Below are 23,145 nucleotides of genomic sequence, written 5' to 3' on the forward strand. Positions count from 1 at the left end.
ATATTTATTCTACTCCACACGTCGGGGCCCGGCGTGGGGGGTTTTTTCAAATAGCCCCCGGGGGCCCCGGGCCCCCCGCCCCCCCCCCCCCCCCCCCGGGGGGGGGGGCCCCCCCCCCCGGGGGCCCCCGCCGCAGCCGTTTCCGTCGCCCCCCGTCCGGCCCATCCGGCCCATCCGGTCCCGGCCCGGGCTGACAGGCGAGCACGACCCGCCCCGCCGCCCGCTGACGCCGGCGCCGCCGCAGGTCCGACCGCCACGGCCCGAGCCGGGCGGCCGACTGCGGCTCGCCGGGCGTCGGCGCCGCAGGCCCGCCGGCAGGCGCCCATGTCGCTCGGCGCGCTCAGGCCCCCTACCGGCACATCGGCATACCGGCCCACCGACCCACCGACCCACCGACCCACCGGGTGACGGGACCATGGGCCCCCAGGTCACGACCTCGGTCGGCGGCCGGCCGTGACGTGCGGCGCCTCCCGGCCGGCCCCCGGTGTCAGCGGCGGCGCAGGTCCGCGACCCGGGCCCGTTCGGCTCCCGGGCCCTGCTCGCCGAGCATCGCGGTGGAGCGCAGGGCGCCGCCCCCGCCGCCCGGCACCTGCCGCCGGGGTCCCGGCAGCGGCACGTCCCGGCGCTGCTGGCGCGCCGGGACGGCATCACCTCCGGAGCCTGCCGCTCCCGTGGCACCTCCCTGCCCGCCGGCCACGGCGATCTGCACGCCCTGGTCGGCAAGGGCCTGGAGCTCCGTCCCGGCGCGGTCGTCGTGCGCGGGCGGCTCGTCCGTCACGAGGCGGGTGATGAGGTCCGTCGGCACGGTCTGGAACATGGTGTCCGTGCCCAGCTTGGTGTGGTCCGCGAGGACCACGACCTCCGCCGCGGCCTGCACCAGCGCCCGGTCGACGGACGCGGACAGCATGTTGGAGGTGGACAGCCCCCGCTCGGCGGTGAGCCCGCTCCCGGACAGGAACGCCCGCGACACCCGCAGCCCGTGCAGGGACTGCTCGGCCCCGCTGCCGACGAGGGCGTAGTTCGAGCCGCGGAGTGTCCCGCCGGTCATCACGACCTCGACCCGGTTGGCGTGGGCCAGTGCCTGCGCCACCAGCAGCGAGTTGGTGACGACGGTCAGGCCGGGCACCCGGGCGAGCCGGCGGGCCAGCTCCTGGGTCGTCGTACCCGCCCCGACCACGATCGCCTCGCCCTCTTCCACGAGATTCGCGGCGAGGTCGGCGATGGCGGTCTTCTCGGCGGTCGCGAGATGAGACTTCTGCGGAAAGCCGGACTCCCGCGTGAAACCGCCCGGCAGTACCGCACCGCCGTGCCGGCGGTCGAGGAGTCCTTCTGCCTCCAGCGCGCGCACGTCCCGCCGTACGGTCACTTCGGAGGTCTGGACGACGCGGGCGAGCTCACGGAGCGACACGGCCCCGTTCGCTCGCACCATTTCGAGGATCAATTGGCGACGTTCTGCAGCGAACACGAAACTGACAGTAACGCCAGCGACCGTCTGCTTTCAGCAGTTTGCGCTGAATAGCAGAAGATGTTCGCAGCGGACCCCGCGCAGTGGTATAAGGCCTAGTCCCGCCGCCTATGCCGTCCGCACGGTCGGACACTCCTCGTGAGCGGCGAGGGGACGGAACCGGCCTCTCAGCCCTCCGCCGACTCCTTGCGCGTGTGCAACTGCCGTGCCACCTCGGCGATCGAGCCCGACAGGGACGGGTAGACGGTGAAGGCGTTCGCGATCTGTTCGACCGTCAGATTGTTGTCGACCGCGATCGAGATGGGGTGGATCAGTTCCGAGGCGCGCGGGGCCACGACCACGCCGCCGACGACGATGCCCGTGCCGGGGCGGCAGAAGATCTTGACGAAGCCGTCGCGGATGCCCTGCATCTTGGCGCGCGGGTTGCGCAGCAGCGGCAGCTTCACGACCCGCGCGTCGATCTTCCCGCCGTCGACGTCGGACTGCGTGTAGCCGACGGTCGCGATCTCCGGGTCGGTGAAGACGTTCGAGGAGACGGTCTTCAGGTCAAGCGGCGCCACCGCGTCACCCAGGAAGTGGTACATGGCGATGCGCCCCTGCATGGCGGCGACGGACGCGAGGGCGAACACCCCGGTCACGTCACCGGCCGCGTACACGCCGGGAGCGGTCGTGCGCGAGACCTTGTCGGTCCAGATGTGCCCGGAGTCGCGCAGCCGGACACCGGCCTCCTCCAGCCCCATGCCGGCGCTGTTGGGCACGGCGCCGACGGCCATGAGGCAGTGCGAGCCGGTGATGACCCGCCCGTCGGACAGGGTCACCTCGACCCGGTCCCCCACCCGCTTGGCCGACTGCGCGCGGGTACGGCCCATCACGTTCATGCCGCGCCGCCGGAAGACGTCCTCCAGCACGGCGGCGGCGTCCGGGTCCTCACCGGGCAGCACGCGGTCGCGCGACGACACGAGCGTCACGCGGGAGCCCAGCGCCTGGTAGGCGCCGGCGAACTCGGCGCCGGTCACACCCGAGCCGACCACGATCAGTTCCTCGGGCAGCTCGTCGAGGTCGTAGACCTGCGTCCAGTTCAGGATGCGCTCGCCGTCGGGCTGGGCGTCGGGCAGCTCGCGGGGGTGCCCGCCGGTGGCGATGAGGACCGCGTCGGCCGTGAGGGTCTCCTCGCTGCCGTCGGCGGCGCGCACGACGACCTTGCGCGACCCGTCGAGGGCCTGCATGCCCTCCAGCCGCCCGCGCCCGCGCACGACACGCGCCCCGGCACGCGTCACGGAGGCCGTGATGTCGTGCGACTGGGCGAGCGCGAGCCGCTTCACACGCCGGTTGACCTTGCCCAGGTCCACGCCCACCACCCGGGCGGCCTGCTCGATGTGCGGGGTGTCGTCGGCGACGATGATCCCCAGCTCCTCGTACGAGGAGTCGAAGGTGGTCATCACCTCGGCCGTGGCGATGAGAGTCTTCGACGGGACGCAGTCGGTCAGCACCGACGCCCCGCCCAGACCGTCGCAGTCGACGACGGTCACCTCCGCGCCGAGTTGAGCGGCCACCAGCGCCGCTTCGTATCCGCCGGGTCCGCCACCGATGATCACGATCCGAGTCACGTACTCCATTGTCCCGCACGCAACAAGGGGACACCGCCCGGGGGCCCGCCGACGGGCCTGTCGTTACCCGAGTGACGCCGGAGCACCTGCCGTACCCTTCCCCCATGTCGCTCTACGCCGCGTACGCCGGCAACCTCGACGCGCGGCTGATGTCCCGCCGCGCCCCGCACTCGCCGCTGCGCGCCACCGGCTGGATGAACGGCTGGCGGCTGACGTTCGGCGGCGAGCACATGGGCTGGGAGGGCGCGCTGCCGACGATCGTGGAGGACCCCCTCTGCCAGGTCTTCGTCGCGCTGTACGACATCGCCCCGATGGACGAGGAGTCGCTGGACCGCTGGGAGGGCGTGGGGCTGGACATCTACCGCCGGACGCGGGTCAGGGTGCACACCCTGGACGGCGAGGAGTCCGCGTGGGCCTTCACCCTGAACGCGTACGAGGGCGGGCTGCCCTCCGCCCGCTACCTGGGCGAGATCGCCGACGCGGCCGAGTCGGCCGGGGCCCCGCACGACTATGTGATGGAGCTGCGCAAGCGCCCCTGCTGAGGGCCGGCCCGGGCCGCACTCGTCGGAAACGACAAGACAACGATCGCCACCCCGTGAGCTTTGACATCTACGCGCGTAGGCAATCAGCGGCTACCCTCATGCGCGTGAACGCATCTCTTCTTCCGGACGACATCCAGGGCGACCCGCACGCGGCCGCCGACGCCGCCGCGGCCCGCCTGCGCGAACTGACGGGCGCCGAGACCCACGACGTCGCCCTCGTGATGGGCTCCGGCTGGGCCCCGGCCGTGGACGCGCTGGGCGCCCCCGAGGCCGAGTTCCAGGTCACCGAGCTGCCCGGCTTCCCGCCGCCGGCGGTGGAGGGCCACGGCGGCAAGATCCGCTCGTACCGCATCGGCAACAAGCGGGCGCTGGTCTTCCTGGGCCGTACGCACTACTACGAGGGCCGCGGCGTGGCGGCGGTCGCGCACGGCGTGCGCACCGCGGTCGCCGCCGGTGTCAAGACGGTCGTGCTGACCAACGGCTGCGGCGGCCTGCGCGAGGGCATGCGCCCCGGCCAGCCGGTCCTGATCAGCGACCACATCAACCTCACGGCGACCTCCCCGATCGTCGGCGCGAACTTCGTCGACCTGACCGACCTCTACTCCCCGCGCCTGCGTGCCCTGTGCAAGGAGGTCGACCCCACGCTGGAGGAGGGCGTCTACGCCCAGTTCCCCGGCCCGCACTACGAGACCCCGGCGGAGATCCGCATGGCCCGGGTCATCGGCGCGGACCTGGTGGGCATGTCGACCGTCCTTGAGGCGATCGCCGCACGCGAGGCGGGCGCGGAGATCCTCGGCATCTCCCTGGTGACGAACCTCGCCGCCGGCATGACGGGCGAGCCGCTGAACCACGAGGAGGTCCTTCAGGCGGGCCGCGACAGCGCCACCCGCATGGGCTCCCTGCTCGCTCAGGTCCTGGGCCGCCTGTAAGGGACGCTTCCGCAGGTCGTCCGCACAGCCATGGGGACGCAGCCGCACCCGCCGGACGACGCAAGGGGTCGGGTCGGGGGGTGTCCGCCCGCAGCGGTTGGCGCGTCAACGGACGGTCAGTCGGTATCCGACCCCATCGCGCCGTTCCGAGGATGGACACCCCCCGGCGCGGCCCCGACCCACCACCCGGCGCCACGCGCGACGCGCACACCCCCCGAAGCGGCACAGGCCGCCGCAGGCACACCACACACGACGGAGAGGCCGACACCGAACCGTGTACGAAGAACTCATCGCACAGGCCCAGACCTGGCTCACCGAGGACCCCGACCCGGACACCCGCGCCGAACTCGCCCGCCTCATCGACGCCAAGGACGAGACCGAGCTCGCCGCCCGCTTCGCCGGCACGCTCCAGTTCGGCACCGCAGGCTTGCGCGGTGAGCTGGGCGCCGGCCCCATGCGCATGAACCGCACGGTCGTCATCCGCGCCGCCGCGGGCCTGGCCGCGTACCTCAGGAAGCAGGGCCACGGCGACGGCTTGGTCGTCATCGGCTACGACGCCCGCCACAAGTCGGCCGACTTCGCGCGCGACACCGCCGCCGTCATGACCGGCGCCGGCCTGCGCGCGGCCCTGCTGCCGCGCCCGCTGCCCACGCCGGTGCTCGCGTTCGCGATCAGGCACCTCGGCGCGGTCGCGGGTGTCGAGGTCACCGCCAGCCACAACCCGCCCCGCGACAACGGCTACAAGGTCTACCTCGGCGACGGCTCCCAGATCGTCCCGCCCGCCGACGCGGAGATCGCCGCCGAGATCGAGGCGATCGGCAGCCTGACCGACGTCCCCCGGCCCGACGGCGGCTGGGACACGCTCGGCGACGGCGTCCTCGACGCCTACCTCGCCCGCACGGACGCGGTCCTGGCCGAAGGCTCCCCGCGTACCGCCCGCACGGTGTACACGGCGATGCACGGCGTCGGCAAGGACGTCGTGCTGGCCGCGTTCGCCCGCGCCGGCTTCCCGGAGCCGGTCCTCGTCGCGGAGCAGGCCGAGCCGGACCCGGAGTTCCCGACCGTCGCGTTCCCCAACCCGGAGGAGCCCGGCGCGATGGACCTGGCGTTCGCCAAGGCCCGCGAGACCGGCCCGGACCTCGTCGTCGCCAACGACCCGGACGCGGACCGCTGCGCCGTGGCCGTGCAGGACGGCGACGGCTGGCGCATGCTCCGCGGCGACGAGGTCGGCGCGCTCCTCGCCGCCCACCTGGTCCACCGCGGCGCGACCGGCACCTTCGCCGAGTCGATCGTCTCGTCGTCGCTGCTCGGCCGCATCGCCGGGAAGGCCGGCCTGCGGCACGTGGAGACCCTCACCGGGTTCAAGTGGATCGCCAGGGCGGAGGGCCTGCGCTTCGGCTACGAGGAGGCGCTGGGCTACTGCGTCGACCCCGAGGGCGTGCGCGACAAGGACGGCATCACGGCCGCCCTGCTGATCACGGAGCTGGCGTCCCGGCTCAAGGAGGAGGGCCGCACCCTCCTGGACCTGCTGGACGACCTCGCGGTGGAGCACGGGCTGCACGCGACGGACCAGCTGTCGGTCCGCGTCGAGGACCTCTCGGTGATCGCGACGGCCATGACCCGCCTGCGCGAGCACCCGCCGACGCGGCTCGCGGGCCTGCCGATCACCCGCACGGAGGACCTCACCCGGGGCACGGAGTCCCTCCCGCCCACGGACGGTCTGCGCTACACCCTGGACGGGGCGCGGGTGATCGTGCGCCCGAGCGGCACGGAGCCGAAGCTGAAGTGCTACCTGGAGGTCGTGGTCCCGGTCGCCTCCCGCACGGACCTCCCCGAGGCCCGGGCGAAGGCCACGGAGGTCCTGGAGGCCGTCAAGCGCGACCTCGCGGCGGCCGCGGGCATCTGACACGGCAGGGCGCCCGGCCCCCGCCGGGCGCCCGACGGCCGTGCCGGCTCCGGGCACTCCCCCGGGAGCCGCCCGGCGCAGTGCCTCCCGGCCCCGGCGGCCCCGCGGCCACCGGGCGGCCGCCCCGAACCCCTACGCCCCCTTCTTGGCGGCCTCCCGCCGCTGCCGCTTGCCCAGGGGCGCCTGGGAGAGGTCCTCGGCCGAGGACCGCAGCTTCTTGTAGCCGTACCCGCGCTCCTCCAGCCACGACCGCGCGGCGTTCTCGGCCCGCTCGGTGGCCTCCAGGATGTCCTCCTCGGCGTCCCCGGAGTCCAGGAACCGGAAGGTGAACGCGGCGCGCGCGGCCACGTCGTAGGAGAGGTGCCCCTCGGGCGTGAAGGCCGCGTGCAGCATGTCGTGCTCCGCGGCGCGCTCCAGCAGCGCGGCCCGTTGCTCGTCGCTCAGCCCGTCGAAGACGCCGCGCACGGTCACACGGAAGGTACGAGTGCTCATCCCCCGAACCTAGGCTCACCGCCCGGCCCGCTCCACTGCTTTTCGGCGAGGCACCGGCCCTCCCGGACACCCCGGGCCACCGCGCGGGCAGACCCACGCGCGGCGAACGACCCACCCGCCAAGTGAGCCGCTCCGCGAAACCGGCGACGGGCAAAGCAACCAGCCCACCGGCCCAGGGGGCAGCCCCGCCCACGCCGACCGCCCACCCGCAAGGCCCCCACCACAAGGCGGCAGCCCGCGCGCCCCCGGCCCGAGCGGACCCGTAGGGACACACAACAGCCGTCCGCCGGACCGCAGCTCCCCGCCTCGAAGCCTCCGCCGCACAGAACCGGCCACCGGCACAGCACCCCGCCCACCGCAGCCGCCCATGCGCCCCCAGCCCGAGCGGACCCTCCGGGACACACAACAGCCGTCCGCCCGCCCACCGCAGCCACCCATGCGCCCCCAACCCGAGCGGACCCGCAGGGACACACAACAGCCGTCCGCCCGCCCGCCACCCCGCCTCGAAGCCGCCGCCGCACAGAACCAACCATCGGCAAGCAGCCGGCCCGCAGCGCGGGTGTCCGGGCAGCCGGCCACCGGCCCGCAAGGCCGGCCGGGCCATGCGCACGCTTCGCCGCCCAGCAGGCCGCAGCGGCCCCGTCGGCCGGTCGGTCAGCCCGCCGCCAGCAGGATCAGCACCAGCACCGCCCCGGCGAGCGCCGGGCCCATGATCTCGTAGGCCCACCGCACGGTGACCTCGCCCTGCGCCGACGCGGACCCGTGCCGGTCCTCGCGCAGGGCCCGCAGGTCGTCCATGATCCGGTCGGTCTCGGCCCGCACCGGCCCGTCGGACATCGTTCCGCCGCCGCGCCCGGCCGCGAACCCGAGCGCACCGCCGCCGTCCTGGCCCAACTGCCGCCGGGCCTGCGCCGTCGCGCGCATCTCGCGCCGCCTGGCCCGCTTGCGGGCCCGCAGCGAGACGGGGACGGCCCACAGCTGGTACTTCGTGCCGGACTCGGTGAGGACCTCGTTCGAGTAGGCGGACTTCAGCGCGGCCACCTGTCCCCAGGGCAGCACGATCACGCGGAAGGGGTTGCGGATCCGCAGCCGGTCCTCCCCGGCGTACACCGCGGGCCGCAGCGTGAAGGCGACGACCAGCGGCACGACGAGGAGCAGCACGGCGAGCGCCAGCCAAGGGGTGCGGCCGTGCCCGTTGACCACCGCGTCGATGCCGATCCACGCGGCGATGGCGAGCAGCATCACGCCGCCGGCGATGGCCGGAACCGACCGGTGGACCCGGTCACCGGACGGGGAGTCCGGGGGCTGCGGCGCGGGCGACTGGGAATCGGGGCTCGTCATGCCTCGATTCTGCCGGACCCTCCCCGCTCCGGACTCCCGGGCCCACCCGGGCCCGTCCGGGCCCCGCCCGGCACCCGCACCCGCGGCTCCGCCGGCCTTCGGGAACATCCGGGGGCTGTACAGCCGCTACGCGCGTAGATATGCTCGTCTGGTGACCATGCCCAGTTCTGCACTCACCGCAGCTCACCCCCTCAAGGACGTCGCCTCGTCCGACAGCGCGCTGCGCCGCTTCCTCCACGGGCTCCCCGGCGTCGACGCGGTCGGACTCGAGGGGCGTGCGGCCTCCCTCGGCACCCGCTCGATCAAGACGACCGCGAAGGCGTTCGCGATCGACCTCGCCATCTCGATGGTCGACCTGACGACGCTGGAAGGCGCGGACACCCCGGGCAAGGTCCGGGCACTCGGCGCGAAGGCGGTCAGGCCCGACCCGACCGACCGTACGACGCCCACGACGGCCGCGGTCTGCGTCTACCCCGACATGGTGGGCGTGGCCAAGGAGGCCGTCGCCGGCTCCGGCGTGAAGGTCGCCTCGGTGGCCACGGCGTTCCCGGCCGGCCGCGCCTCGCTCGACGTGAAGCTGACCGACGTCCGCGAGGCCGTCGCCGCCGGCGCCGACGAGATCGACATGGTCATCGACCGCGGGGCGTTCCTCGCGGGGCGATACTTGAAGGTGTACGACGAGATCACCGCCGTGAAGGAGGCCTGCGGCACCTCCGCGCGCCTGAAGGTCATCTTCGAGACGGGCGAGCTCTCGACGTACGACAACATCCGCCGCGCGAGCTGGCTCGGCATGCTGGCCGGCGCGGACTTCATCAAGACCTCCACCGGAAAGGTCGCGGTCAACGCGACCCCGGCGAACACGCTGCTGATGCTGGAGGCGGTGCGCGACTTCCGCGCCCAGACCGGCATCCAGGTCGGCGTGAAGCCGGCCGGCGGCATCCGCACGTCCAAGGACGCCATCAAGTTCCTCGTGCTGGTCAACGAGACGGCGGGCGAGGACTGGCTGGACAACCACTGGTTCCGCTTCGGCGCCTCCTCGCTGCTCAACGACCTGCTGATGCAGCGCCAGAAGCTGGCCACCGGCCGCTACTCCGGTCCCGACTACGTGACGGTGGACTGAGACCCCATGAACCCCATGAACATGGACAACGTGTCTTCGGTATTCGCATACGCCCCCGCCCCCGAGTCCCGCTCGATCGTCGACATCGCGCCGTCGTACGGCCTGTTCATCGACGGCGAGTTCGTCGAGGCGGCGGACGGCAAGGTCTTCAAGACCGTCTCGCCGTCCTCCGAGGAGGTCCTCTCCGAGATCGCCCGGGCCGGCGCCGAGGACGTGGACCGCGCGGTCAAGGCCGCGCGCCGCGCCTTCGGGACGTGGTCGGCGCTGCCCGGCTCGGAGCGCGCCAAGTACCTGTTCCGCATCGCCCGGATCATCCAGGAGCGCAGCCGGGAGCTGGCCGTCCTGGAGACGCTGGACAACGGCAAGCCGATCAAGGAGACCCGCGACGCCGACCTGCCCCTGGTCGCCGCGCACTTCTTCTACTACGCGGGCTGGGCCGACAAGCTCGACCACGCCGGCTTCGGGGCGAACCCCCGGCCGCTCGGTGTCGCGGGCCAGGTCATCCCCTGGAACTTCCCGCTGCTGATGCTGGCGTGGAAGATCGCCCCGGCGCTGGCGACGGGCAACACCGTCGTCCTGAAGCCCGCCGAGACGACCCCGCTGTCCGCGCTGTTCTTCGCGGACATCTGCCGCCAGGCGGGCCTGCCCAAGGGCGTCGTCAACATCCTGCCGGGCTTCGGCGACTCGGGCGCGGCGCTGGTCGCCCACCCGGACGTGGACAAGGTGGCCTTCACCGGGTCCACGGCCGTCGGCAAGGAGATCGCCCGCACGGTCGCGGGGACGAAGAAGAAGGTCACGCTGGAACTGGGCGGCAAGGGCGCGAACATCGTCTTCGACGACGCCCCGATCGACCAGGCCGTCGAGGGCATCGTCAACGGCATCTTCTTCAACCAGGGCCAGGTCTGCTGCGCCGGCAGCCGCCTGCTGGTGCAGGAGTCGATCCAGGAGGAGCTGCTCGACTCCCTCAAGCGGCGCCTGTCCACGCTGCGCCTCGGCGACCCGCTGGACAAGAACACCGACATCGGCGCGATCAACAGCGAGGAGCAGCTCACCCGCATCACCTCGCTCGTCGAGCAGGGCGAGGCGGAGGGCGCCGAGCGCTGGTCCCCGTCCTGCGAACTGCCCGAGAGCGGCTACTGGTTCGCCCCGACGCTGTTCACGAACGTCACCCAGGCGCACACCGTCGCCCGGGACGAGATCTTCGGGCCGGTGCTGTCGGTGCTGACGTTCCGCACGCCGGACGAGGCCGTCGCCAAGGCCAACAACACGCCGTACGGCCTGTCCGCCGGCATCTGGACGGAGAAGGGCTCGCGCATCCTGGCGGTGGCGAACAAGCTCCGCGCGGGCGTCGTGTGGGCCAACACGTTCAACAAGTTCGACCCGACCTCGCCGTTCGGCGGCTACAAGGAGTCGGGCTCCGGCCGCGAGGGCGGCCGTCACGGCCTGGAGGCGTACCTCGCCCCGTCGAGCCCGGAGGGCGAGCGCTAAATGAGTGCAGTTGACCGTCTCAGTGTCTTCAAGACCTACAAGCTGTACGTCGGCGGGAAGTTCCCGCGTTCCGAGAGCGGCCGGGTGTACGAGGTGACCGACGCAATGGGCAACTGGCTGGCCAACGCTCCGCTGTCCTCCCGCAAGGACGCCCGGGACGCGGTCGTCGCGGCCCGCAAGGCGTTCGGCGGCTGGTCGGGCGCGACGGCGTACAACCGGGGCCAGGTGCTCTACCGCGTCGCCGAGATGCTGGAGGGCCGCCGGGACCAGTTCGTGCGCGAGGTGGGCGACGCGGAGGGCCTGGGCAAGTCCAAGGCCGCCGCGGTCGTCGACGCGACGATCGACCGCTGGGTCTGGTACGCCGGCTGGACCGACAAGATCGCCCAGGTCGTCGGCGGCGGAAACCCGGTCGCGGGCCCGTTCTTCAACCTGTCCTCCCCGGAGCCGACGGGTGTGGTGGCGGTGCTGGCGCCCCAGGAGTCGTCCTTCCTGGGGCTGGTGTCGGTGCTCGCCCCGGTGATCGCCACCGGCAACACCGCCGTCGTGGTGGCCAGCGAGAAGGCCCCGCTGCCCGCGCTGTCCCTGGCCGAGGTGCTGGCCACCTCCGACGTCCCCGGCGGCGTGGTCAACGTCCTGTCGGGCCGCACGGCGGAGATCGCGGCGCCGCTCGCCGCCCACCAGGACGTCAACGCGATCGATCTCGCGGGCGCCGACGAGGCGCTGGCGAAGGAGCTGGAGATCGCCGCGGCCGACAACCTCAAGCGCGTTCTCCGTCCACAGCCTGTGGATTACGTCCGGACGCCCGGCACCGACCGCATGACGGCGTTCCTGGAGACCAAGACGGTCTGGCACTCCACGGGTTCGCTGGGCGCGTCGGGTTCCAGCTACTAGGCGCCTCCGCAGCCGAAGCCCCGGCCCTCCTCCGTCCGGGAGGGCCGGGGCTTCTTGCGTGCCCGCCTTCGCTACTGCTGCGACAGCAGCCCGGCCGCCTGCCCCACCACCGGGATGCCCGCGATCGACTGGGCCTGCGCGACCGGCCCCGTCAGCGCCTGGGACGTCAGCGGCCGGAAGTCGCCGAGCTGGGTGCCCACGCCGTTGTCCAGCGGGTCGACTCCCGTGCCGGCGAGCGGATTGGGCTTGAGACCGGCGACGGGGCCGGTGACGTAGCCGACGGTGCCTGTGGCGGCCTGGAGGCCCGACTGCGGGTCGATCTTCCCGAGCGAGGTCGGGCGGGTGTTGACCATCCCCAGGATCGACGTCGTGTCCGCCGCGGCCGACGCCGTGCCCGCGCCGAGCGCCACGCCCGCGGTCGCGAGGACGGCCAGGGCCCGCTGGGCGGTCGGCTGCTTGGGAGAGTCGTGTCGGGCCATGACTGCCACCTTCTGATGCACTGGGTAATCGATTCGGGACCGAGGGTAGTTGAGGTGTGACGCGCGCATCAAAGACGACCCGCAGGGTCGTACGGCGCCCGGTGGATGCCTCACACTGGTGTCCCGTGAGTTCCCCTCTGCCCATACAGACCCGAGTCGTGCTGCTCTGCGGCCCCTCCGGCTCCGGCAAGTCCCTCCTCGCGGCCCGCTCCGGCCTCCCGGTGCTGCGGCTCGACGACTTCTACAAGGAGGGCGACGACCCGACCCTGCCCCTGGTGGCGGGGAGCTCCGACATCGACTGGGACCACCCGGACTCCTGGGACGCGGACGCGGCCGTGGCCGCCATCGTCGACCTGTGCGGCACCGGCCGCACGGACGTCCCGGTCTACGACCTGTCGCTGAGCGCCCGGACCGGCGCCGAGACGGTCGAGATCGGCCCGACCCCGCTGTTCATCGCCGAGGGCATCTTCGCCGCGGAGATCGTCACGCGGCTGCGGGAGCTGGGTGTGCTGGCCGACGCGCTGTGCCTGAGCCGCGGGGCGGTGAAGACGTTCCGCCGCCGCTTCCTGCGTGATCTGCGGGAGGGCCGCAAGTCGGTGCCGTTCCTGCTGCGCCGCGGCTGGCGGCTGATGCGGCAGGAGCGTTCGATCGTCGCCCGCCAGACCGCACTCGGCGCGTACGCCTGCGACCGGGACGAGGCGATGGGCCGTCTGGCGTCCGCGGCGGCGGGCCACTGCGCGGACCTGCGCACGGCGGCCTGAGGGGCACGCGGCAGGAGCGCGCACGAGAACGGGGCTGGACGGACCCCCCGGCCCTCCAGCCCCGCTTCGGTGCTCCCCCGTGTCCCCCACTCTCCCGAAGCGGACGCCCCCCAGCGCCCCCTCCGGTCTCCCCCGTGGGCCCCACCCCTTGTGGTGCTCCCCCCCCCGTACCTTCAGGCGACGAGCTCGCCGAAGGCGTCCTCCTCGTCACGGCCGAAGCTGAGGACCTCGTCCTCGCGCAGCCGGCGGAGCGACCGCCAGATGCTGGACTTCACCGTGCCGACACTGATGTCGAGGATCTCCGCGATCTCCGGGTCCGTGCGGCCCTCGTAGTAGCGCAGGACCAGCATGGTGCGCTGGAGTTCGGGCAGCCGGGCCAGCGCCTGCCACAGGACCGCGCGCAGCTCGGTGCCGCGCATCGCGTCCGTGTCGCCGGCCGTCTCCGGCAGTTCCTCGGTCGGGTACTCGTTGAGCTTGCGGCGCCGCCAGGCGCTGATGTGCAGGTTGGTCATGGTGCGGCGGAGGTATCCGCCGACCGCGGCCTTGTCGCTGATCCGGTCCCACGCCCGGTAGGTCGAGAACAGCGCGCTCTGCAGCAGGTCCTCGGCCTCGAAGCGGTCACCGGTCAGGTGGTAGGCGGTTGCGTACAGGGAGGCGCGGCGCTCCTGGACATAGGCGGTGAACTCCGCCTCCGTCAGCGAGCTGCGCTCCCCCGAGCCCTCCCTGTACGCGGCTCCCCCGTGAGCCGCCCCCGTCCCCTTGTCCTCCCCCGTGCGTGCGTCGACCACCGTCATGAACCCGGTGTGCTGACGCCCGGTACCGCGAGCGCACCCCCGTGCCCCCCCGAGCTCGCGGCTGCGGTCGGTGCCCCGGTTCACGTCGTGCAGACGCGTGATCACTGCGCTGGTGCTGGTGCCGTGCAGCGTGTTCATCTCGCGCCCCCCGTCGTGGACTTCCGGTGTGCGGCCCGCCGGAGCGGGCTGCCTTCCCTGTGCCGAAAAGCTTGCCGCGGCACTTTCATCGCCGTGTCCGCCGACTGTCACAGACCTGTCACAGGGGTCGGCCACAGGAAGAGCACACTCTTCACAGGAGTCGCCGGTGCCGGAGCAACCGTGTGCGCCCCACCGGTCGAACCCCGGGCCCTCCATGGGCCAGAATGAGCCCGTGCCTTCCCTGTTGCTGATCGAGGACGACGACGCCATCCGGACGGCCCTGGAGCTCTCTCTGACGCGCCAGGGCCATCGCGTGGCGACCGCTGCCAGCGGTGAGGACGGTCTGAAGCTCCTGCGCGAGCAGCGGCCGGACCTGATCGTGCTGGACGTGATGCTGCCCGGCATCGACGGGTTCGAGGTGTGCCGGCGCATCCGGCGCACGGACCAGTTGCCGATCATCCTGCTGACCGCGCGCAACGACGACATCGACGTGGTGGTCGGGCTGGAGTCCGGTGCCGACGACTACGTGGTGAAACCGGTGCAGGGACGGGTGCTGGACGCCCGTATCCGGGCCGTGCTGCGCCGCGGCGAGCGGGAGTCCAACGACGCGGCCACGTTCGGCAGCCTGGTCATCGACCGTTCGGCGATGACCGTGACGAAGAACGGCGAGGACCTCCAGCTCACGCCGACCGAGCTGCGGCTGCTGCTGGAGCTCAGCCGGCGGCCGGGGCAGGCGCTGTCGCGGCAGCAGCTGCTGCGGCTGGTGTGGGAGCACGACTACCTGGGCGACTCGCGGCTGGTGGACGCCTGTGTCCAGCGGCTGCGCGCCAAGGTCGAGGACGTGCCGTCGTCCCCGACGCTGATCCGTACCGTGCGGGGTGTGGGCTACCGGCTGGATCCGCCTCAGTGACCCAGCAGCACCCAGGGGGGAACCGCGGCTGGACCGCGGAGCGCAAGGGAGTTCTGTCGCGGCTGCGTTTCACGAGCCTGCGACTGAGGCTGGTCCTGGTCTTCGCACTGGTGGCCCTCACGGCGGCCGTGTCCGCGTCCGGCATCGCGTACTGGCTCAATCGGGAGGCCGTGCTCACCCGTACCCAGGACGCCGTGCTGCGGGACTTCGAGCAGGAGATGCAGAACCGGGCGGGCGCGTTGCCCGAGCGGCCCACGCAGGACGAACTGCAGCACACCGCGGGCCGGATGGCGGGCAGCGACCAGCGCTTCAGTGTGCTGCTGGTCGCCGAGAACCCCGACGGCCGGACCGTCTACGGCAGCTCCGGCGGGCTGAGCGGCTTCTCGCTGCGGGACGTGCCCGCCTCGCTGCGCACGGCGGTCAACCGGACGCAGAAGGTCGACGGCGCCAACAAGTACCCGCACCACCTGTACTGGCAGCGGATAGTCCACCACGACACCCCGTACCTGGTGGCCGGGACGCGGGTGATCGGCGGCGGTCCGACCGGCTACATGCTCAAGTCGCTGGAGCCGGAGGCCAAGGACCTCAACTCGCTGGCCTGGTCGCTGGGCATCGCCACCGCCCTGGCGCTGATCGGCTCGGCGCTGCTCGCGCAGGCCGCCGCGACGACCGTGCTGAAGCCGGTGCAGCGGCTCGGGGCGGCGGCCCGGCGGCTCGGCGAGGGCAGGCTCGACACCCGGCTGAGGGTGTCCGGCACCGACGAACTGGCCGACCTGTCACGGACGTTCAACAACGCGGCCGAGGCGCTGGAGAAGCGGGTCGCGGACATGGCCGGGCGCGACGAGGCGTCCCGGCGGTTCGTGGCGGACATGAGCCACGAGCTGCGCACGCCGCTCACCGCCATCACCGCCGTCACGGAGGTGCTGGAGGAGGAGCTGGAGGCCGAGACCGGGAGCATGGACCCGATGATCGAGCCGGCCGTGCGGCTCGTCGTCAGCGAGACGCGGCGGCTGAACGACCTGGTGGAGAACCTGATGGAGGTCACCCGCTTCGACGCGGGCACCGCCCGGCTCGTCCTGGACGACGTCGACGTGGCCGACCAGATCACCGCCTGCATCGACGCCCGGGCCTGGCTGGACGCGGTGGAGCTGGACGCCGAGCGCGGCATCCACGCGCGGCTGGACCCGCGCCGCCTGGACGTCATCCTGGCCAACCTCATCGGCAACGCGCTCAAGCACGGCGGTTCGCCGGTGCGGGTGTCGGTCCGGCTGGCGGACGACTGGGTCGTCATCGAGGTGCGGGACCACGGCCCCGGCATCCCCGAGGACGTGCTGCCGCACGTCTTCGACCGCTTCTACAAGGCCAGCGCCTCGCGCCCGCGCTCGGAGGGCAGCGGGCTGGGCCTGTCCATCGCCCTGGAGAACGCCCACATCCACGGCGGCGAGATCACCGCAGCCAACTCCGACGCGGGGGCGGTGTTCACGCTGCGGCTGCCGCGCGACACGTCCACGTCCCCGGACGAACCGGCCGGGGACAACCCGGACTCGGGGACCGACGGCCCGCAGCGGGGCCCCGACGCCCAGGGGGACGCGTGATGCCCGTACGACGCCCAGGGGCCCGGGGTGCCGCCCGGGTCGGAGACGGCCCCGTGGCCCCGCGGCGGGGTGCCGTCCGCCTCGCCGCGCTTCCCGCCCTCGCCCTGCTGCTCGCCGGCTGCGGGATCCGGGCCACCGAGGTGCCGACGAACTTCGGGCCCGCGCCCTCGCGGGTGCAGTGCTCGCTGTCCGAGGCCGACACGGCGACCCAGGCCGCCCGCGGCCTGCCGGTCCGGGTGTTCCTGCTGTGCGGGTCCTCGCTGGTGACCGTCGACCGGACCGTGCGGGTCGCGGACGGCGCGGCCGACTCCGAGCGGCGCCTGCTGGTGGCGCAGGGGCTGCTGGACCAGCTCGCGACGCCGCCCTCACCGGCCGAGAAGGAGGCCGGCTACAGCACCGACGTCCGTGAGGGCATCACCGCCGGCGGGCCCCGGCCCGGCGACCCGGAGGACACCCTGCGGCTGAGCACGGCCCCCGACAGCCTCACCTCGTACGCCCTGGCGCAGATCGTGTGCACCTTCTCCGACTCGGCGGCGGCCCAGGGCGACGGCTCGGTGGTCCTCGGCGGACCCGGCGCCGCTCCCCCGCGCCGCTACGAGTGCACCGAGGAGGTCCGGGCCCGTCCGGGCAGCAACGAACCGCCGTCGAAGGACGCGGCCGGGGAGTGAACCGGCCGGGCCCCGCCGGGCTGTGGCGCATGCCTCACCGGTGCGCGGCGGCCCGGCGCGGAACCGATCCGGCCGGACGCGGCGTCTTGGGGGGCGTGCAGCGTCAAGGCTCCATCGGCGGCAGCGCCGCGTTCCGCATCCGGGTGACAGGAGGTGTCCTCCTCGTCGCACACCTGGCGTTCGTCGCCTGGTTCACGCTGCGGCCGCTGGACGTGCCCTGGGTGATGCCGGCCAATCTGCGGCCGTTCGACGGGGTCAGGGCCGATCTCGTCCTGGGCTGGCCCGCGGCGGCCCGCAGCATCGGGGAGAAGCTGGCGCTGCTGGCGCCGCTGGGCGTGCTGCTGCCGCTGGTGGCCGGCAGACTGACCGTCTCCCCGCTGGCGTCCCTGCTGCGCACGGTCACGGCCGGTGCCCTGCTGTCGACCGTCATCGAGCTGCTGCAGACCGGGGTTCCCGGTCAGGTCGTCGACGTCGACTCGCTGTTCCTGAACACCGCGGGTGTCGCCCTCGCGCACGTGGCACTGGTTCCGGCCGGCCGCTCCTGGCTGCGCCGCCACGCGGTACGTCCGGGCCGCGCGACCCCGGTCCTTCCGGAGCCGGCTCAGGGTCGGACCCCGACGATTCCCAGGGTCGGGATCGCCCCGTGGAGCGACGCTTTGCCCCCTTCGTCTCCGTAGTGTCGAGGGCAGATGGGGTACTCGCACCGGAGACCTCACCGCCCGACGCTGAAGGAGACGCACATGTCCCGCCTCGCCCGCCCCACCCACGGCCGCATGATCGGCGGAGTGTGCGCCGCACTGGCACGGCGCTTCGGCACGTCCGCGACGACGATGCGGGTGATCTTCCTGGTCTCGTGTCTGCTGCCCGGCCCGCAGTTCCTGCTCTACATCGCCCTGTGGATCCTGTTCCCCTCGGAGAGCAAGGTGCAGAGCAAGGCGCAGACGGCCTGGTGACGCCGTCCCCGCGCGAACGCCGATGGGGCGCACCCCCGTTGCGGGGGGTGCGCCCCATCGGCGTGTGGTGTCCGCCCGGGCGGGAGGGCTCAGCCCACCGGCACGCCGTTCACCGGCAGGCCGTGGGTGGGCAGGTTCTGCACCGGCAGTCCGCCGAGCAGCTTGGCGGCCGGGCCGGTCGGCCCCTCGGCGAGCAGCTGCTCGGCGACCGGCTGGGCGGCGGCGAGACCGGCACCGGCCGCCGTCTGTCCCTGGCCCAGCGCCTCGGCCGAGCCCGGCAGCGTCTGGGAGAGCTGCTCCGCCGGGAGCGCCGTGGTGACGGTCTTCAGCGCCTGGGCGGTGTCGGGGAGGGAGGAGGCCGCGTCGGCGGCACCCGCACCGGTGGCGGCGAAGGCGGCACCGAGCGCGGCGACACCGAGGGACTTGACAGCAGACTGCTTCATGAAATGCGTCCTCGAAAAGGGATGACGGGGATGTGAGCGGTCCAGCGACGTTAAACACCGCGCGCCGCATGCCGCAAACATCGAAATGCGGACGAATGGTGAACGCGTTCCGCACTCCCCGGCCCCGGCACCCCGCGCATCACTCCCCCGAAGGCGCAGAACCGCTGGTGGAAGCCGTCTGCCGGAACAGCCATTCGGATTTCAGCTCGGCATATCCGGGCTTGATCACGTCATTGATCATCGCCAGTCGTTCATCGAAAGGAATGAACGCTGATTTCATCGCATTGACGGAGAACCACTGCATGTCGTCGAGCGTGTAGCCGAAGGCCTCGACAAGGTGCTCGAATTCCCGGCTCATGCTGGTGTGGGACATCAGGCGGTTGTCCGTGTTGACCGTGGCGCGGAAGTGCAGCCGGCGCAGCAGCCCGATGGGGTGCTCGGCGTACGAGGAGGCCGCCCCCGTCTGGAGGTTGGAGCTCGGGCACAGCTCCAGCGGGATGCGCTTGTCCCGGACGTAGGAGGCCAGCCGCCCGAGTTCGACGCGGCCGTCCTCGTGGACCTGGATGTCGTCGATGATGCGCACGCCGTGCCCGAGCCGGTCGGCGCCGCACCACTGGAGCGCCTGCCAGATGCTGGGCAGTCCGAAGGCCTCGCCGGCGTGGATGGTGAAGTGGTTGTTCTCGCGCTTGAGGTACTCGAAGGCGTCCAGGTGCCGGGTGGGCGGGTAACCGGCCTCGGCACCCGCGATGTCGAAGCCGACGACGCCCAGGTCCCGGTAGCGGTTGGCCAGTTCGGCGATCTCCAGGGCGCGGGCCGCGTGCCGCATGGCGGTGAGCAGGGCGCCGACGCGGATGCGCGCGCCGTTGTCCCGGGCGCGCCGCTCGCCTTCCCGGAAGCCCTCGTTGACGGCCTCGACGACCTGCTCCAGGCTCAGCCCGCCCTCCAGGTGCTGCTCGGGGGCGTAGCGCACCTCGGCGTAGACGACGCCGTCCGCGGCGAGGTCCTCGGCGCACTCGGCGGCCACCCGCACGAGGGCGTCGCGGGTCTGCATGACGCCGACCGTGTGGGAGAAGGTCTCCAGGTACCGCTCCAGGGAGCCGGAGTCGGCGGCCTCGCGGAACCAGAGGCCGAGCTTGTCCGGATCGGTGTCGGGGAGCTGGGTGTATCCGGTGTCACGGGCGAGTTCCACGATCGTGGCGGGGCGCAGTCCGCCGTCGAGGTGGTCGTGCAGCAGAACCTTGGGCGCCCGCCGGATCTGGTCCGGTGTCGGGGTGTTCGCGATGGTCTGGCTCGTCATTTCCGCACTCTAACTCCTACGCGCGTAGAGGGCGCGTGCTCGTCGCTTGACGTTTTCGCCGATACGTAACGGTGACCCCGCGGACGGGTCGCGTACACCCGCCCTTCTGACACTGTTCTGTCATGGCAGACCAAGCGACGCCGGCGCGCAGGGCCCGGCTGGGAAGGGCACTGGGCCCGGAGCCGGAGGCGGTGAGCGGTGCCGTGCTGCTGCTGCCCGGGGGCGAGGAGGTCTCCGGCCGCAGACCCTCCCCGCTGCTGGCGACCGCGTCCGTCCGCGCCCTCGGGCGCAGGCTGGCCCGCGCGGGCCGGGAGGACGGCCTCGCCACGCACGTGGTGCACTACCGCCTGCGCGGCTGGAACGGCGGCGAGGCCGATCTCGCGCGGGACGCCGCCTGGGCGGTGGACGAGGTGGTGCGGCGGTACGGGGACGTCCCGGTGTGCCTGGTGGGACTCGGCATGGGCGGGCGGGCCGGGCTGCGGACGGGCGGGCACGAGGCCGTCAACTCCGTGGTGGCGCTTGCCCCCTGGCTTCCCGCGGAGGACGTGGCGGCGCCACCCGAACCGGTGAAGCAGCTGGCGGGACGTCAGGTGCTGATCGTGCACGGTACCCACGACGCGCGCACCGACCCGGAGCTGTCGTTCCGGTTCGCGGCGCGGGCGAAGAAGGCGAACCGGGACGTGTGCCGGTTCGAAGTCCACGCCGACGGGCACGGGTTGACCCAGTATCGGGACGAAGTGCTGGCGCTGACCGAGGACTTCGTGATGGGCGCGCTGTTCGGCAGGCCGGTGTCGCGGCCCGTGCGGGACGCGCTGGCCGCGCCGCCGCCGCTGGGGTTGCGGATGCCGTTGGCCGCGGGGTTCAGCCCCGCCCGGCGGTAGCGCCCTTTCAGGTGGGGAGCAGGCTGCCCCTCCTGGAGAGCAGGAACTTCTTGAAGGCCGCCACCGGGGGTGTGTCCGGATGGCCCTGGAGCCAGGCGACACCGATCTCGCGGACGGCTCTGGGGGCCGTGACGGTCAGTTCGACGACACCGGGACGGGGGACGGCCGGCGGAGGCAGCAGGGCGACCCCGAGACCGGCCGCCACCAGACCTCGCAGGGTCTCGGCCTCCTCCCCCTCGAAGGCGATCCGGGGCCGGAAGCCGGCCTCCTTGCAGAGGTCGTCGGTGATGCGGCGCAGGCCGTAGCCGGGCTCCAGGGTGACGAACGTTTCCTCGGCGGCCTCGGCCAGGCGGATGCGGCGGCGCCCGGCCAGGGCGTGGTCGGCCGGGACGACCAGGCGGAGCTTCTGCTCGTCCAGGCGGCGGGCCACCAGGTCGGGCGCGTCGGGCACCGGGGACGTCAGGCACAGGTCGAGTTCGCCCGCCCTGAGACGTTCGAGCATGGCCTCGCCGTAGTTCTGGACGAGGCTGAAGCGGACCCGGGGGTGGTCGGCGCGGAAGGCGTGCAGGAGACCGGGGACCGTCTCGGCGCCCATGGTGTGCAGGAACCCGAAGGCGACCTTGCCGCTGGTGGGGTCGGCGTCGGCGCGGACCTCCTCGGCGGCCCGCTCGACCTCGGCCAGGGCGCGTTCGACGGAGGTGAGGAAGGTGCGGCCGGCCGGGGTGAGGGAGACCGTGCGGCCGCGCCGGGCGAACAGCTCGACCCCGAGGTCCTGTTCCAGACGGGCCAGGGACCGGGACAGGGTGGACTGCGGGACGTCCATCTCCTGGGCGGCCCGCGTGACGTGCTCGGTACGGGCCACGCCGGCGAAGTACGCCAGGCGCGGGGCCAGCACCCTGGACATCTCCGCGGTGTCTTCTGTGTCACTGGACGGTGACAGGCGCCGCCCTGAACTCGCTTGATGCACCATGGGAACGATTATGACCGTTCCATGCATTGGACGGATCAGTGCGGCGGTCCGTACGTTCGAGGCATGTCTCCCGCCAGTACCGGGGCGTCCACCGTCGTGGGCGCCGATGCCGCTGTCCCTGCCGCCGACTCCCGCATGGTCCCGGGCGGGCCCGGGTACCGCCGGATGAGCTTCGCCCTCTTCCTCGCCGGTGTCGCGACCTTCGCGCTGCTGTACTCGACCCAGGCCCTGCTCCCGCTGATCTCCGGCGAGTTCGGGGTGGCGGCGAGCGACGCGAGCTGGACGGTGGCCGCCGCGACGGGCGGGCTGGCGCTGTTCGTCCTGCCGATGAGCGCGCTGTCGGAGCGATTCGGACGGCGCACGGTCATGACGGCCTCGCTGGCCGTGGCGGTGACCGTGGGCGTGCTGGTGCCCCTCGCCCCCTCCCTCGGAGCGCTGATCGCGCTGCGGGCGCTCCAGGGCGCGGCCCTGGCGGGGCTGCCCGCGTCGGCGACCGCGTACCTCGCGGAGGAGGTGGGTCCCAGGGCTCTGGTGACGGCCATCGGGCTGTTCGTCGCGGGCAACAGCGTCGGCGGGATGAGCGGCCGGGTCATCACCGGCTGGGTGGCGCAGGAGTGGGGCTGGCGGATCGCCGTCGCGGTGATCGGAGTGATCGCGGTGGCCTGCGCGGTGGCCTTCCGGCTGCTGCTGCCCGCCCCGCGGCACTTCCGGGCCGGCTCCTTGCGCCCGCGCGTCCTGGCGCGGACCGTCCGCGACCACCTGTCCGACCCGCTGCTGCGCCGGCTGTACGCGATCGGCGCGCTGTTCATGACGGTGTTCGGCGGGGTCTACACGGTCATCGGCTACCGGCTGACCGAGGCGCCCTTCTCCCTGCCCCAGGGCATCGTCGGCTCGATCTTCCTCGTCTACCTCGTCGGCACGGTCTCGGCGTCCACGGCGGGGCGCCTGGTGGGCCGGCTGGGCCGGCGCGGCGCGCTGTACGCGGGCGGCGCCACGACGGCCGCGGGCCTGCTGCTGTCCCTGGCCGGGTCGCTGCCCCTGGTCCTGCTGGGCCTGGTCCTCATCACGGCGGGCTTCTTCGCGGGCCACGCGGTGGCCTCCTCGGCGGTGAGCAGGACCGCCGCGCACGGCCGCGCCCAGGCCTCCGCGCTGTACCAGTCCGCGTACTACATCGGCTCCAGCGTCGGCAGCACGGCCGGCGCGGCCGCCTTCCACGCGGGCGGCTGGGCCGGGACGGTCGGGGTCGGGCTGCTGGCCGTGCTCGGGGTCGTGACGATCACCGTCCTCGGCACCCGGGCCGCCCGCGCCGAGCGCCGGCTCGCCGCGGCGGTGTGACGCCGGGAGGCTCCTGCGGCGTTCCGGATCACCTGCTCCGAGCTGCGCTTTCCTGCGCTCGGGGGGCCGTTGTCAGTGGGCTGCGGTAGCTTCCGAAGTGCTGGGGCGCAATGGCGCGTGAACAGAACGTCCACAGGGGT

General features: G+C 73.0%; 22 protein-coding genes and 1 pseudogene. 14 read left to right on the top strand and 9 right to left on the bottom strand.

Going from position 1 to position 23,145, the window contains the following annotated elements; translation table 11 throughout:
- Positions 1–487: 487 nt before the first annotated feature.
- Both ACH4C6_RS03650 and ACH4C6_RS03655 read right to left on the bottom strand, forming a co-directional pair.
- Complete coding sequence (locus ACH4C6_RS03650) at positions 488–1,465, bottom strand: DeoR/GlpR family DNA-binding transcription regulator (RefSeq protein WP_398106867.1); 978 nt, start codon at positions 1,463–1,465, stop codon at positions 488–490.
- Between the two features lie 167 nt (positions 1,466–1,632).
- Positions 1,633–3,084: pseudogene (locus ACH4C6_RS03655) on the bottom strand (NAD(P)H-quinone dehydrogenase); the annotation flags it as partial.
- A 92-nt stretch (positions 3,085–3,176) separates the two neighbouring features.
- On the opposite strand from ACH4C6_RS03655, the gene ACH4C6_RS03660 reads away from it, so the two are divergent.
- The 3 genes from ACH4C6_RS03660 to ACH4C6_RS03670 all read left to right on the top strand — a co-directional run bounded on the left by ACH4C6_RS03660 (position 3,177) and on the right by ACH4C6_RS03670 (position 6,449).
- Positions 3,177–3,614 (top strand): gamma-glutamylcyclotransferase, encoded by a 438-nt coding sequence (locus ACH4C6_RS03660; protein WP_398106868.1) that lies wholly within the window; start codon positions 3,177–3,179, stop codon positions 3,612–3,614.
- A gap of 104 nt (positions 3,615–3,718) precedes the next feature.
- Complete coding sequence (locus ACH4C6_RS03665; RefSeq protein WP_376328833.1) at positions 3,719–4,543, top strand: purine-nucleoside phosphorylase; 825 nt, start codon at positions 3,719–3,721, stop codon at positions 4,541–4,543.
- A 274-nt stretch (positions 4,544–4,817) separates the two neighbouring features.
- Positions 4,818–6,449, top strand: coding sequence for a phospho-sugar mutase (locus ACH4C6_RS03670; RefSeq protein ID WP_398106869.1), 1,632 nt, complete (start codon positions 4,818–4,820; stop codon positions 6,447–6,449).
- 132 nt (positions 6,450–6,581) lie between these two features.
- Here ACH4C6_RS03670 and ACH4C6_RS03675 read toward each other — a convergent pair whose 3' ends face one another.
- Both ACH4C6_RS03675 and ACH4C6_RS03680 read right to left on the bottom strand, forming a co-directional pair.
- Positions 6,582–6,941, bottom strand: coding sequence for a DUF6204 family protein (locus ACH4C6_RS03675; protein ID WP_398106870.1), 360 nt, complete (start codon positions 6,939–6,941; stop codon positions 6,582–6,584).
- Between the two features lie 654 nt (positions 6,942–7,595).
- Complete coding sequence (locus ACH4C6_RS03680; RefSeq protein ID WP_398106871.1) at positions 7,596–8,282, bottom strand: PH domain-containing protein; 687 nt, start codon at positions 8,280–8,282, stop codon at positions 7,596–7,598.
- A gap of 157 nt (positions 8,283–8,439) precedes the next feature.
- Between ACH4C6_RS03680 and deoC the strand changes: the two genes are divergently transcribed.
- The 3 genes from deoC to ACH4C6_RS03695 are packed head-to-tail and all read left to right on the top strand — an operon-like array spanning position 8,440 to position 11,781.
- Positions 8,440–9,402, top strand: a complete 963-nt coding sequence (gene deoC, locus ACH4C6_RS03685; protein WP_398106872.1) for a deoxyribose-phosphate aldolase — start codon at positions 8,440–8,442, stop codon at positions 9,400–9,402.
- Positions 9,403–9,432: 30 nt separating this feature from the next.
- Entirely contained in the window at positions 9,433–10,890 is a 1,458-nt protein-coding gene (locus ACH4C6_RS03690) for an aldehyde dehydrogenase family protein (protein ID WP_398106873.1), read from the top strand.
- Entirely contained in the window at positions 10,891–11,781 is an 891-nt protein-coding gene (locus ACH4C6_RS03695) for an aldehyde dehydrogenase family protein (protein WP_398106874.1), read from the top strand.
- A gap of 71 nt (positions 11,782–11,852) precedes the next feature.
- On the opposite strand, the gene ACH4C6_RS03700 is transcribed toward ACH4C6_RS03695, so the two are convergent.
- Positions 11,853–12,260: a hypothetical protein gene (locus tag ACH4C6_RS03700; RefSeq protein ID WP_398106875.1), complete on the bottom strand. Its 408-nt coding sequence runs from the start codon at positions 12,258–12,260 to the stop codon at positions 11,853–11,855.
- A 56-nt stretch (positions 12,261–12,316) separates the two neighbouring features.
- Here ACH4C6_RS03700 and ACH4C6_RS03705 point away from each other — a divergent pair, with 56 nt between their 5' ends.
- Entirely contained in the window at positions 12,317–13,021 is a 705-nt protein-coding gene (locus ACH4C6_RS03705; protein ID WP_398106876.1) for a uridine kinase, read from the top strand.
- A 173-nt stretch (positions 13,022–13,194) separates the two neighbouring features.
- On the opposite strand, the gene ACH4C6_RS03710 is transcribed toward ACH4C6_RS03705, so the two are convergent.
- Entirely contained in the window at positions 13,195–13,953 is a 759-nt protein-coding gene (locus ACH4C6_RS03710) for a SigE family RNA polymerase sigma factor (RefSeq protein ID WP_398106877.1), read from the bottom strand.
- Between the two features lie 232 nt (positions 13,954–14,185).
- On the opposite strand from ACH4C6_RS03710, the gene afsQ1 reads away from it, so the two are divergent.
- The 5 genes from afsQ1 (at position 14,186) to ACH4C6_RS03735 (ending at position 18,079) form a co-directional block, all read left to right on the top strand.
- Positions 14,186–14,863, top strand: coding sequence for a two-component system response regulator AfsQ1 (gene afsQ1 / locus ACH4C6_RS03715; RefSeq protein ID WP_158101933.1), 678 nt, complete (start codon positions 14,186–14,188; stop codon positions 14,861–14,863).
- Positions 14,860–16,458: an ATP-binding protein gene (locus tag ACH4C6_RS03720; protein WP_398106878.1), complete on the top strand. Its 1,599-nt coding sequence runs from the start codon at positions 14,860–14,862 to the stop codon at positions 16,456–16,458. Before afsQ1 ends, ACH4C6_RS03720 begins: the two co-directional genes overlap by 4 nt.
- Before the next feature lie 53 nt (positions 16,459–16,511).
- On the top strand, positions 16,512–17,126 hold the full coding sequence (locus ACH4C6_RS03725; RefSeq protein WP_398106879.1) for a hypothetical protein: 615 nt from the start codon (positions 16,512–16,514) through the stop codon (positions 17,124–17,126).
- A 95-nt stretch (positions 17,127–17,221) separates the two neighbouring features.
- Positions 17,222–17,803, top strand: a complete 582-nt coding sequence (locus ACH4C6_RS03730) for a VanZ family protein (RefSeq protein ID WP_398106880.1) — start codon at positions 17,222–17,224, stop codon at positions 17,801–17,803.
- A 63-nt stretch (positions 17,804–17,866) separates the two neighbouring features.
- A complete protein-coding gene (locus ACH4C6_RS03735) occupies positions 17,867–18,079 on the top strand; it encodes a PspC domain-containing protein (protein WP_369197003.1) in 213 nt (70 codons plus the stop codon).
- A gap of 89 nt (positions 18,080–18,168) precedes the next feature.
- Here the strand turns inward: ACH4C6_RS03735 and ACH4C6_RS03740 are convergent, their stop codons facing one another.
- Positions 18,169–18,522, bottom strand: coding sequence for an ATP-binding protein (locus tag ACH4C6_RS03740; RefSeq protein ID WP_398106881.1), 354 nt, complete (start codon positions 18,520–18,522; stop codon positions 18,169–18,171).
- Positions 18,523–18,661: 139 nt separating this feature from the next.
- Entirely contained in the window at positions 18,662–19,819 is a 1,158-nt protein-coding gene (locus ACH4C6_RS03745) for an adenosine deaminase (protein ID WP_398106882.1), read from the bottom strand.
- Positions 19,820–19,941: 122 nt separating this feature from the next.
- Here ACH4C6_RS03745 and ACH4C6_RS03750 point away from each other — a divergent pair, with 122 nt between their 5' ends.
- Positions 19,942–20,700 carry an alpha/beta hydrolase gene (locus ACH4C6_RS03750; RefSeq protein WP_398106883.1) on the top strand — a complete coding sequence of 253 codons (759 nt, stop codon included), beginning with the start codon at positions 19,942–19,944 and terminating at the stop codon, positions 20,698–20,700.
- A gap of 7 nt (positions 20,701–20,707) precedes the next feature.
- Here ACH4C6_RS03750 and ACH4C6_RS03755 read toward each other — a convergent pair whose 3' ends face one another.
- Complete coding sequence (locus ACH4C6_RS03755) at positions 20,708–21,670, bottom strand: LysR family transcriptional regulator (RefSeq protein ID WP_398106884.1); 963 nt, start codon at positions 21,668–21,670, stop codon at positions 20,708–20,710.
- Positions 21,671–21,733: 63 nt separating this feature from the next.
- Between ACH4C6_RS03755 and ACH4C6_RS03760 the strand changes: the two genes are divergently transcribed.
- Positions 21,734–23,005, top strand: coding sequence for an MFS transporter (locus tag ACH4C6_RS03760; protein WP_398106885.1), 1,272 nt, complete (start codon positions 21,734–21,736; stop codon positions 23,003–23,005).
- Positions 23,006–23,145: the final 140 nt, after the last annotated feature.

The sequence above is a fragment of the Streptomyces sp. NPDC017943 genome (assembly GCF_044328425.1).
Taxonomy (GTDB): Bacteria; Actinomycetota; Actinomycetes; order Streptomycetales; family Streptomycetaceae; genus Streptomyces; species Streptomyces djakartensis_A.

Bases quoted from the DNA above. Each gene is read 5' to 3' on its own strand.
- ACH4C6_RS03740 (WP_398106881.1), bottom strand. From the start codon at position 18,522: ATGAAGCAGTCTGCTGTCAAGTCCCTCGGTGTCGCCGCGCTCGGTGCC.
- ACH4C6_RS03700 (WP_398106875.1), bottom strand. From the start codon at position 12,260: ATGGCCCGACACGACTCTCCCAAGCAGCCGACCGCCCAGCGGGCCCTG.
- ACH4C6_RS03745 (WP_398106882.1), bottom strand. From the start codon at position 19,819: ATGACGAGCCAGACCATCGCGAACACCCCGACACCGGACCAGATCCGG.
- ACH4C6_RS03660 (WP_398106868.1), top strand. From the start codon at position 3,177: ATGTCGCTCTACGCCGCGTACGCCGGCAACCTCGACGCGCGGCTGATG.
- ACH4C6_RS03675 (WP_398106870.1), bottom strand. From the start codon at position 6,941: ATGAGCACTCGTACCTTCCGTGTGACCGTGCGCGGCGTCTTCGACGGG.
- ACH4C6_RS03680 (WP_398106871.1), bottom strand. From the start codon at position 8,282: ATGACGAGCCCCGATTCCCAGTCGCCCGCGCCGCAGCCCCCGGACTCC.
- ACH4C6_RS03750 (WP_398106883.1), top strand. From the start codon at position 19,942: ATGGCAGACCAAGCGACGCCGGCGCGCAGGGCCCGGCTGGGAAGGGCA.
- ACH4C6_RS03735 (WP_369197003.1), top strand. From the start codon at position 17,867: ATGTCCCGCCTCGCCCGCCCCACCCACGGCCGCATGATCGGCGGAGTG.
- ACH4C6_RS03755 (WP_398106884.1), bottom strand. From the start codon at position 21,670: ATGGTGCATCAAGCGAGTTCAGGGCGGCGCCTGTCACCGTCCAGTGAC.
- ACH4C6_RS03710 (WP_398106877.1), bottom strand. From the start codon at position 13,953: ATGAACACGCTGCACGGCACCAGCACCAGCGCAGTGATCACGCGTCTG.
- ACH4C6_RS03695 (WP_398106874.1), top strand. From the start codon at position 10,891: ATGAGTGCAGTTGACCGTCTCAGTGTCTTCAAGACCTACAAGCTGTAC.
- ACH4C6_RS03760 (WP_398106885.1), top strand. From the start codon at position 21,734: ATGTCTCCCGCCAGTACCGGGGCGTCCACCGTCGTGGGCGCCGATGCC.
- deoC (WP_398106872.1), top strand. From the start codon at position 8,440: ATGCCCAGTTCTGCACTCACCGCAGCTCACCCCCTCAAGGACGTCGCC.